The organism is Bacillus sp. AFS053548, from assembly GCF_002575105.1.
Taxonomy (GTDB): domain Bacteria; phylum Bacillota; class Bacilli; order Bacillales; family Bacillaceae_G; genus Gottfriedia.
Genome location: NZ_NUHI01000083.1, coordinates 81486 through 91790 on the forward strand (window position 1 = coordinate 81486; position 10305 = coordinate 91790).

The 10305-nt window shown below is 34.1% G+C and carries 10 protein-coding genes and 2 other annotated features; of the genes, 5 read left to right on the top strand and 5 right to left on the bottom strand.

Annotated features, from left to right (window positions below):
* Positions 1-185: 185 nt before the first annotated feature.
* The 4 genes from CN946_RS23925 to tyrS all read right to left on the bottom strand — a co-directional run bounded on the left by CN946_RS23925 (position 186) and on the right by tyrS (position 3795).
* Positions 186-320 (bottom strand): hypothetical protein, encoded by a 135-nt coding sequence (locus tag CN946_RS23925; protein ID WP_097979132.1) that lies wholly within the window; start codon positions 318-320, stop codon positions 186-188.
* Between the two features lie 57 nt (positions 321-377).
* Positions 378-1757: a Na+/H+ antiporter NhaC gene (nhaC, locus tag CN946_RS21350; protein ID WP_098862901.1), complete on the bottom strand. Its 1380-nt coding sequence runs from the start codon at positions 1755-1757 to the stop codon at positions 378-380.
* 19 nt (positions 1758-1776) lie between these two features.
* Positions 1777-2238: a GNAT family N-acetyltransferase gene (locus CN946_RS21355; protein ID WP_098862902.1), complete on the bottom strand. Its 462-nt coding sequence runs from the start codon at positions 2236-2238 to the stop codon at positions 1777-1779.
* A gap of 53 nt (positions 2239-2291) precedes the next feature.
* Positions 2292-2534: a binding site (T-box leader), on the bottom strand.
* Positions 2535-2538: 4 nt separating this feature from the next.
* Positions 2539-3795 carry a tyrosine--tRNA ligase gene (gene tyrS, locus CN946_RS21360; protein WP_098862903.1) on the bottom strand — a complete coding sequence of 419 codons (1257 nt, stop codon included), beginning with the start codon at positions 3793-3795 and terminating at the stop codon, positions 2539-2541.
* Between the two features lie 66 nt (positions 3796-3861).
* Positions 3862-4093: a binding site (T-box leader), on the bottom strand.
* Positions 4094-4280: 187 nt separating this feature from the next.
* On the opposite strand from tyrS, the gene CN946_RS21365 reads away from it, so the two are divergent.
* A complete protein-coding gene (locus tag CN946_RS21365; RefSeq protein ID WP_069034636.1) occupies positions 4281-4856 on the top strand; it encodes a LemA family protein in 576 nt (191 codons plus the stop codon).
* Positions 4853-5578: a TPM domain-containing protein gene (locus tag CN946_RS21370; RefSeq protein ID WP_098862904.1), complete on the top strand. Its 726-nt coding sequence runs from the start codon at positions 4853-4855 to the stop codon at positions 5576-5578. Before CN946_RS21365 ends, CN946_RS21370 begins: the two co-directional genes overlap by 4 nt.
* Before the next feature lie 44 nt (positions 5579-5622).
* Here CN946_RS21370 and acsA read toward each other — a convergent pair whose 3' ends face one another.
* A complete protein-coding gene (gene acsA / locus CN946_RS21375; RefSeq protein ID WP_098862905.1) occupies positions 5623-7341 on the bottom strand; it encodes an acetate--CoA ligase in 1719 nt (572 codons plus the stop codon).
* Between the two features lie 180 nt (positions 7342-7521).
* Here acsA and CN946_RS21380 point away from each other — a divergent pair, with 180 nt between their 5' ends.
* From CN946_RS21380 to CN946_RS21390, 3 genes are read left to right on the top strand one after another with little or no spacing between them, the layout of a single operon-like run.
* Positions 7522-8154, top strand: coding sequence for a GNAT family N-acetyltransferase (locus CN946_RS21380; RefSeq protein WP_098862906.1), 633 nt, complete (start codon positions 7522-7524; stop codon positions 8152-8154).
* A gap of 35 nt (positions 8155-8189) precedes the next feature.
* Complete coding sequence (locus tag CN946_RS21385; RefSeq protein WP_098862907.1) at positions 8190-8831, top strand: acetoin utilization AcuB family protein; 642 nt, start codon at positions 8190-8192, stop codon at positions 8829-8831.
* The gene (locus CN946_RS21390) at positions 8831-10003 is read left to right on the top strand and encodes an acetoin utilization protein AcuC (protein ID WP_098862908.1); all 1173 of its coding nucleotides are present in this window, start codon (positions 8831-8833) and stop codon (positions 10001-10003) included. The genes CN946_RS21385 and CN946_RS21390 overlap by 1 nt, the downstream gene beginning before the upstream one ends.
* Positions 10004-10305 lie beyond the last annotated feature (302 nt).

Here is a 10305-nt window from a genome sequence, read left to right on the forward strand (position 1 = left end):
CTTTAGCTTATATTTTATCGAATAATTAAATGGATTTCACTAAAATTTGGAATATTCCACAAATATTTAACATTATTTACTCATTAAAATTTGACTTGTCAGTTAAGCTGCAAATAGAAAATCCCCTATATGAAAAGAAAATCCTTTCTTTCATATAAGGGATTGATTCAAAATTATTTATTCAATTATCTAGGATACTTATCGCCCATTGGATTATGTTGATCCTTCGAAAGTCTCTTTTGATGAGCTTTCGTTTTTGCATCTACATGATTTGCATCACTAGGACGATTTTTCTTTGAACCACCTGCTGCATGACTCATTATTTTCCCTCCATTAACCAGTTCGTACAAAAACTAGTTTACGTAGAAACAATTTGTTTATGCGACTTTTCTTGAACTTTCACCTTTATTTTCAACTTCTAATCCTTTACCCAATAAAGCAGCTAACATACTAAATAATGGTGTAATAAATAATACGAATGAAAACGGTAAGTAATCAATAACAGGTACTCCTAAGGTTGAAGCAAAAAATGCTCCGCTTACACTCCAAGGAACGATTGGATTAAAAAGTGTTCCTCCATCTTCTAATGCACGTGATAAGTTTTTAAGTGGAATATTTTTTTTGATAAATACATCCTTTAATAATTGCCCAGGAAGTAGAATTGATAGGTATTGTTCACCTGTTAAAAGATTTACACTCATTGCAGATAATGTACTTGCAATAACAATATTCCCATTACGTTTCAAATTAGATAATGACTGTATTAATGTCTCGAATACACGTAGCTCTTGTAATAATCCGCCTAAAGCAAGTGCAATAAATATTAATGACACAGACCACATCATCGATTGTAATCCTCCACGGTTAACAATCGAATTAAGCATTTCATTTCCTGTATCCGTTTGGAATCCATTTTGTAATGTTGTAAACACTTTTGCAAGCGTAATATCCTTTTGAATGAAAAATGCTAAAACTAATGAACTAACAATACCCGCCGACATTGTTGGTAAAGTTGAAAACCCTTTAAATGCCATAATAAAAACAATTAAACATGGGATTAATAATAACAGATTCACTTCAAAGCTAGATGAAATTGCTTTTTTCATTTCTGTAACTTGCGCCATATCTGTATTTCCATGACCCATACCGATGATTAAAAATAAAATAACTGTAACAATTAATGCTGGAATTGTTGTAAATGCCATGTGTCGAATATGTTCATTAACTTTTATTCCTAATATACTTGGAACGAAATTCGTTGTATCTGAGATTGGTGACATCTTATCACCAAAACACGCTCCACTAATAATTGCACCTGCTGCAATTGCTGGTGGAATCCCCATAATATGAGCGATTCCCATTAACGCTACTCCAACTGTAGCAATTGTTGTAAATGTACTACCCGTAAAACTAGCAACAATGATTGTAATAAAAATTGCACTGATTGCAAACCATTTAGCTGAAAGAACAGAAATTCCGTAAAATAATAATGTAGGAACTGTGCCACTTAGCATCCAAGAACCAATTAATAAACCAATCATCATTAAGATTAATGTAGGTGACAGTCCATTTTGAATCCCCTTTTTCATACCATTTTCAATCTGTTCCCATTTAAATCCTTTAAATAATCCAAATACAGCTAAACAAACAACACATAAAAGAAGCGGAATTTGTGGATCCGATTTTAATATAACTAGACAACTAGACATAATAACTGCAAACAATATGATTAACGCACCTAATTCAATATTTTTCATTCTATATACTCTCCCTTATTTATACATCCATATATACGTGTTCACGAAACTTTACGAACCCAAGTTTCTCATAAAAGCTTCTTGCATTTTTATTGTCGATCCAATAATCTAGCTCGATTCTAGAAAGTTTATTCTCACGAGCAAATGAAGCAATTTTATGAATTAAGAATGAACCGTATCCCTTATTTCTTTTTTCTTCATTAATACTGATCTGATGAACATACCCTAATCGAAAAGCCTTTTTAATCGGTCCTTCAGGAATATTTTTTATTTCAATCCAAGCATAACCGACTAATTCTTCGACATCTTTAATGACGAAAAAATGATGTTCTGGTTTATCAACTACACTCTTGAAAAACTCAGTTATCTCCGCTAGATTGTGAACCTTAAAAAAATCTGGAAGCAATTCAGCATGTAAATTTTGTACATCCCCATTAAGTTTTGCCAATATTCGGTAATCTTTTGTTACAATGATCTCCATGTTTTTACACCCTTTCAAAAAAAGACAATAAAAAATCGAGGCCCCCTATTAAAAATAGGGACGACCTCGATCGCGTTACCACCCTAGTTATAAGAATAAATACTATTACTAGTAAAAATCCTTATCACTCGAATCTGTAACGTAGATTTACGTCCTTCCCTCCATTAGTTCAACTAACTTCGAAAAGAAAACTCCCGAAATGTAATTCATTTGATTGTGTAGACGAGTTTTCACCAACCACTCGCTCTCTGGACTACTCCCAACCAAACTACTGCTTTTTCGTTCACTGTTTGTTCGATATTATAATGTAACCAAGTGGTATTTCTTCTTACCACGACGGATAATAATAAATTGCTCTTCAATTGCATCTTGTTTAGTTAATACAGTTGCAACGTCTTGTATACGATCTCCATTTACATAAACCGCACCGTTTTGTACATCTTCACGTGCTTGACGTTTTGATGGAGAAATTTTTGCTTCAACTAGTAAGTCTACTAATCCTTTTTCTGCTTCACTTAAATTGAATGAAGGCACGTCTTTAAAACCTTGTTTGATTTCAGCAGCCGTTAATTCTTTTACAGATCCACTAAATAGTGCTTCTGTAATTTTAATTGCTTGATCAAGTGCTGCTTCACCGTGAACTAGTTTTGTTACTTCAGCAGCTAATGCTTTTTGAGCAACACGTTGTTCTGGTGCTTCATTAAATTGTTTCTCAAGCTCTAAAATTTCCTCTTTTGATAAGAAAGTAAAGTATTTCAAGTATTTAACTACATCACGGTCATCTGTATTAATCCAGAATTGGTAAAATTCGTATGGAGTTGTTTTTTCAGGGTCTAACCAAACTGCTCCGCCTTCTGTTTTACCAAATTTAGAACCATCAGCTTTTGTTACTAAAGGTACTGTAAGACCAAAAGCTTTTGAATCTTCTTCTGTCTTACGGATTAATTCCATACCAGCTGTAATATTACCCCATTGGTCACTACCACCAATTTGTAATTTACAGTTATGGTCTTGGTATAATTTTAAGAAATCATAAGATTGTAAAATCATGTAACTAAATTCAGTAAATGAAATACCTGCTTCTAATCGAGATGCAACTGAATCTTTAGCTAGCATGTAGTTTAATCCGAAGTTTTTACCGATGTCACGTAAGAATGTAATAACATCTAATTCGCCTGTCCAATCAAAGTTATTAACTACTTTAGCAGCATTTTCACCTTCGAAGTTTAAAAATGGTAATAATTGTGTACGTATTCGTTCACTGAACATTTTTACTGTATCAGCAGTATTTAACGTACGTTCTGCCTTCTTACCACTTGGGTCTCCGATCATTCCAGTTGCTCCACCTACTACACCAATCGGTTTATGACCTGCAACTTGAAATCTCTTTAACATTAACACTGGTAATAAGTGACCAATGTGTAAGCTATCACCAGTTGGGTCAAAACCACAATATAATGAAACAGATTCTTCGCTTAATAATTTTTGTAGACCTTCTTCATCTGTCATTTGATTAATTAATCCACGAAATTCTAAATCTTGTAAGATATTTTCCATTTTTAGCCCACCCCTTCTATGATCTATACGTCGTTTAAACAAAATAAAAAGTCCCTACTGATAAACAGTAGGGACGAATAATTATAATCGCGGTACCACCCTAGTTGTAGCTAATAAAACTAGCTACCTCTCATACAATTAACGGTTGTTAACCGTTCTAATCCTAATTTGCATTAAACAAATTTCGAAAAAGAATGCTCCAGGGTGTAATTCATGTCAATGTCTGTGCTAATTCTCACCAACCATTAGCTCTCTGATCCAATACCATTCACACTACTAAGCCTTTCAACGCTCACTATTAAAATGTTATGAAACATTTATATCACAAATAAAACGTTTAAGTCAAATAGATAATTAAATTTTTATTAATTTTATTTAAATTGTCATTCAATATTTGAATAAAAATGCTTTATATCAAATAATATGGTTAAATATTAATACTAACATCTTTAAAAATACATATTTTGGAAATGGAGTGTTTTTTCTTGAAGAATAAAGGAATATGGATTGCTTTAATTATTGTAGTCGTTCTAATCTTTATGGGTGTTGGAAGCTATAATAGCTTTGTGACTCAGGAAGAAAATGTAACAAATAAAATGTCGCAAGTTGATAACCAACTAAAACGTCGTTCAGATTTAATACCAAATTTAGTAAATACAGTAAAAGGATATGCTACACAAGAGAAAGATGTGATTGCTTCAGTAACAGATGCACGCGCAAAATTAGCTGGTGCTCAAACGACTGCTGATAAAAGTAAAGCTGATGCAGAATTGTCTGGAGCGCTAAGTCGTCTATTAGTAGTCGTAGAAAACTATCCTGATTTAAAATCAAATCAAAATTTCCAAGCATTAATGGATAGCCTAGAGGGAACTGAAAATCGACTAGCTATTGCTCGTAAAGATTATAATGATGCAGTAACTGTTTACAACCAAAAAATCAAAAAATTCCCGGGTGTACTAGTAGCTGGACCTTTTGGATTCGAGAAGAAAGATTACTTTGAAGTATCTGAAAAAGATAAAGCTACACCTGAGGTTGATTTTAGTGGCGATGGTAATAAATGAGAAAATTTCTCTCATCAATATTCCTAATAGGATTTCTTTTTGCATTTGCTACAGGAGCAAATGCTGAAATTAAAGTACCTTCTCAAGTAGGAGACATTTATGTACAAGATTATGCAAATGTTCTTAACAGAGAAGATACACAAACTCTAATTCAATTAGGGAAAAAGTTGGAAGACACTACATCCGCTCAACTTGCGGTATTAACAATCCCAAGTCTGGAAGGAAATGATATTAAAGAATATGCTAATACAGCATTTCGAAAATATGGTTTAGGTAATAAAGAGAAAAATAATGGTGTTCTTTTGTTATATGCTAAAAAAGACAGACAAATAAGAATCGAAGTAGGATATGGTTTAGAAGGAGTTGTAACAGATATTAGATCTGGTAACATTCTGGACCAGAGTGCTATACCATATTTGAAAAAAGGTGAAGAATCACTTGCAATAACAAACACATATAAATCACTCTATAATGTTATTTTAAATGGCTCTGAACAAACTGGCCATTCTAAAACAAGTAATTTATGGGACACTTTAAAAGTATTCATCATCATTGCGATTGTGATCGCGATCATCATCATTGATATGTTGTTCTTTAATGGTGTACTTACTTATTTCATTTTGAATTTATTACCTGCACTATTAAACTCATCAGGTGGCGGTGGCCCAAGAGGCGGTGGCGGAGGAAGCTCCGGCGGTGGTGGCTCCGATCGAAAATTTTAGTACAAAAAAAACCATTGGATTTTTTCCAATGGTTTTCTTTTTTATTAATCTTCCATCGTTGATAAATCCCCAGTTGGAAGGTCTAACTCCCATGCTTTTAGTACTCTTCGCATAATTTTTCCGCTTCGAGTTTTTGGTAATTTTTCACGGAATTCGATTTGTCTAGGAGCTGCATGAGCTGCTAGTCCTAATTTTACAAAGTTACGGATTTCTTCTTTCAATTCATCTGAAGCAACATAACCATCTCTTAGCGCAACAAATGCTTTAATAATCTCACCTCTTACAGGATCTGGTATACCGATTACACCAGCTTCTGCAATTGCAGGATGCTCCACAAGCTTACTTTCTACTTCAAATGGGCCTACTCTCTCACCAGAAGTCATAATTACATCGTCTACTCGACCTTGGAACCAGAAATATCCATCCTCATCCATATAAGCTGAATCACCTGAAACATACCACTCATCATTTAAGAAATATGATTGGAATTTTGGTTCATTATTCCAAATTGTGTTCATCATCGATGGCCAACCCTTTTTAATTGCTAGATTTCCCATGGTATATGGAGCAACTTCATTACCGTTATTATCAACAATTGCAGCCTCGATTCCAGGGAATGGTTTACCCATTGAACCTGGGCGAATTGGCATACATGGATAGTTACAAATTAATGAAGCTCCAGTTTCTGTCATCCACCAATTATCATGGATTCGTAAATTAAATACTTTTGCTCCCCAACGAACTACCTCTGGATTTAAAGGCTCTCCAACACTTAAAATATGTCGAAGTGAACTTAAATCATACTTCTTAATAATGTCTTCCCCTGAACCCATTAGCATACGGAATGCTGTCGGAGCACTATACCAAACCGTTACGCCGAATTCTTGAATTGTTTCATACCAAGCATCAGGACTGAAACGACCTCCTAATATCACGTTAGAAGCACCATTTAACCAAGGTCCAAAAATACCGTAAGAAGTTCCAGTTACCCAACCTGGATCCGCTGTACACCAATAGACATCATCTTTTTGAAGATCCGTCACCCATTTACCAGTTTGATAGTGTTGAATCATCGCTTGTTGAACATGAAGAACACCTTTTGGTTTTCCTGTTGACCCTGAAGTATAATGTAAAATTAAACCATCATGACGATTTAACCATGTAATCTCAAAATCTGTTTTCGCCTCTTTATAACGAGCTTTAAAATCTACAAATTTACCGCCTTCCTCAACATCATCACCTATAAGGAAGATTGTTTTTAACGCAGGTAGATCATTAACTGGAACACGTGATAATAATGCTGGCGTTGTGACTAATACCTTTGCCTCACTATCCTCTAAACGATCCTTAACAGCGCCTTCCATAAATGCCTCGAATAAAGGTCCAACAATAGCACCTAATTTTAAAGCTCCTAAAAGCGCAAAATACAATTCTGGTTGACGAGGCATAAAAATAAATACTCGATCACCTTTTTCAACGTCACCGAATTGTTTTAAAACATTTGCAGCCTTATTTGAATTAATTTTCATTTCTTCAAACGTATATTTTTCATTTCGCTTATCATCTTTGTAATACAAAGCAACTTTATCTTTTCGATCAGAATTTGCATGACGATCGATAGCTTCAAAAGCTACATTATACTTTTGTGTTGTATACCAAGAAAACTCTTTTTCTACATCTTCCCACTTAAAATTTTTATAAGTTTCCTCATAGTTTTTTAAATTAAATTGTCCATTTTTTACAGGAAGCGCTTCCACCTTCATATAAATCCCTCCTTGATATTCTCTACTATCATTATACAATGATAAGATTTAATTTTCAGTATTTTTAATAAATTAACCATTTATATGTATTAGACACCTATTGTTTTTTTTCCTGTATGTCTTTCCTGCATTTTTTAGTATGATTATTAAAAAGGTGTTTTCTAAAGGGAGTGAGAAATATTGGATCACCCAAAAAAATATTTTTCAAAAACAATCCAAACTGTGCATGGTGAATTAATTATAGAGGGACCCGTCGAATCTGCCTTACTTGAAACATATCATTTTCATGAAAATTTAACATCTTTTAGACAACCAGCACAGCAACATAAAGCAATTGTTGAAATTGCTAGTCTACCTGAAGCTAGAATTATTATTGCTAGACTTGATAAAACAATAGTAGGTTACGTAACTTATTTATATCCAGACCCACTTGAAAGATGGTCAAAAACAACTCTAGAAAATCTAATCGAGCTTGGAGCAATTGAGGTAATACCTGAATTCCGCGGTTTTTCAGTTGCTAAAAATATGTTAATTCTCTCAATGCTAGATGATGCAATGGAAGACTATATCATTATCACAACAGAGTATTATTGGCATTGGGATTTAAAAGGTACTGGTTTAAATGTATGGGAATATCGAAAAATGATGGAAAAAATGATGAATGCCGGTGGACTCATCCAATTTGCAACTGATGATCCTGAGATTTGTTCCCATCCAGCAAACTGTTTAATGGTAAGAATGGGAAAACGAGTAACAACTGAAGAAATCCAAGCATTTGACGCACTACGCTTTTTACAAAGATATATGTACTAATTGAACTTTAATCTCGAAAGGTAGGATTCGAAATAATGCTTATTCAAGATATTATGCGCAGTTCAAACATTACTTTAAAAAAAGAAAATACAATCGGTGAAGCAGTAACCATTTTTCGAACAGGTGATGTACGTCATATTCCAATCATTAATGAAGATGATCAAGTGGTTGGAATCATTTCTGATCGAGATGTACGCGATGCTTTACCTTCAACACTTTTTCCACAAGCATTTTCATCTGTACTTGAGGTTCCTGTTGAAAAAATTATGACTACTAACGTCATTACTTGCAGTCCAATTGACTTTGTTGAAGAAGTAGCAACTTATTTCTATCAATATAAAATAGGCTGTTTACCTGTCGTATCTAGTGGAAAATTAATAGGACTTGTGACCGAAATCGATGTATTACACACTCTAGTAACTTTAACAGGAGCCTATCAACCTAGCTCCCAAATAGAAATCTTAGTCCATGATCATCCAGGCATTTTAAGTGACGTTGTTAACGTATTTTCAAAAGAAAACATTAATATTGTAAGTGTCCTTGTTTACCCTGCAAAAGAAGTGGATTATAAAGTTCTTGTATTTAGAATTCAAACGATGAATCCACTTTCAATCATTCAAACTTTAAAAACTGAAGGATATAAAATTCTTTGGCCAAATGAAGCGAGTGAATCATGATGAAAAAGGATGCATACTTAGTATATAGCGAAGATTACCATGCCTATCAATTCAACGAAAAACATCCATTTAATCCGATTCGCTCTCAATTAGTTTATGAACTATTAAAATCTAGTAATCTATTAAATGATGCTGATATTATTCCACCAAGATTAGCAACAGATGACGAGCTGCTCCTTTTTCATGATTTACAATTTATCGAACAAGTAAAAAAAGCAAGCCGCGAACCAGTTAGTGCAAATATCGCAGAACAATTTGGACTTGGAACTGATGATACACCCATTTTTAAAGATATGCACGAGGCCAGTTCTTTAATTGTTGGTGGCACCTTAACGGCAGTAGATGCTGTTCTAGATGGAAAATCCAATCATGCTTTTAATTTAGGTGGTGGACTACATCACGGTTTTAAACGAAAAGCCTCTGGTTTTTGTGTTTATAATGACTGTGCAATCGCCATAAAATATATTCAACAGAAATATGGTTTAAAGGTGTTATATGTAGATACGGACGCACACCATGGCGACGGAGTTCAGTGGGCATTTTATGATGACCCAACTGTTTGTACACTCTCAATCCATGAAACTGGTAGATACCTATTTCCCGGTACAGGTGCGGTAACCGAAAGAGGACAAGGTAAAGGTTTCGGATACTCATTTAACATTCCAATAGATGCATTCACCGAGGATGAATCATTTCTATTAAGCTATAAAAAAGCGATAAACGATATAGCCCAATACTTCAAACCAGATGTAATTCTCACCCAAAATGGCTCAGATTCGCATTGTTACGATCCATTAACTCATCTTTGTACGACAATGAAAACATTCGAGGAAATCCCAAAAATTGCACACGAAATCGCTCACAAATATTGCGATGGCAAATGGATTGCTGTTGCTGGTGGAGGATACGATTACTGGAGAGTAGTACCAAGAGCTTGGTCACAAGTATGGCTAGCTATGACAAATCAACAACCAACTTCTAACTTAATACCGGACAACTGGCTAGAAAAATGGCAGAAAATTGCTAATGTTAAAGTACCTACAACCTGGACAGACAATCCATCTATCGTAAAGCCTATTCCAAGAAAAAAGGAAATAGAGGAATACAACGAGCAAGTCTTATATCGTTCACTTGAGCCATTGCACATTCAGCAAAAAAAGCCTTTTATTTAAATACTACATGCCGTCTGAGGGGTATTCTCGACGGCTTTTTTAATTTGGGTAGACTTTTGATCATGAAATAGTAGAATTCAATTCAAATTTGGCTCGTTTTTAGATAGATTTAGAGCAAACTTGCTAGTTTCCCTAAAAAAAAAGAGCTGCTATTGAAAAAAATTAGCTCTATATACCCCAACCAGTATAGGTAATATATTATTTTATTTGCGATTCTGATCGTTTTAATTGCAGATTTGCCAATTTTAATTGCAATACTCAGATTTTAATTGCATTTTTACCAATTTTAAGGTTGTGCCCAT

Bases quoted from the DNA above. Each gene is read 5' to 3' on its own strand.
- CN946_RS23925 (WP_097979132.1), bottom strand. From the start codon at position 320: ATGAGTCATGCAGCAGGTGGTTCAAAGAAAAATCGTCCTAGTGATGCA.
- nhaC (WP_098862901.1), bottom strand. From the start codon at position 1,757: ATGAAAAATATTGAATTAGGTGCGTTAATCATATTGTTTGCAGTTATT.
- CN946_RS21355 (WP_098862902.1), bottom strand. From the start codon at position 2,238: ATGGAGATCATTGTAACAAAAGATTACCGAATATTGGCAAAACTTAAT.
- tyrS (WP_098862903.1), bottom strand. From the start codon at position 3,795: ATGGAAAATATCTTACAAGATTTAGAATTTCGTGGATTAATTAATCAA.
- CN946_RS21370 (WP_098862904.1), top strand. From the start codon at position 4,853: ATGAGAAAATTTCTCTCATCAATATTCCTAATAGGATTTCTTTTTGCA.
- acsA (WP_098862905.1), bottom strand. From the start codon at position 7,341: ATGAAGGTGGAAGCGCTTCCTGTAAAAAATGGACAATTTAATTTAAAA.
- CN946_RS21385 (WP_098862907.1), top strand. From the start codon at position 8,190: ATGCTTATTCAAGATATTATGCGCAGTTCAAACATTACTTTAAAAAAA.
- CN946_RS21390 (WP_098862908.1), top strand. From the start codon at position 8,831: ATGAAAAAGGATGCATACTTAGTATATAGCGAAGATTACCATGCCTAT.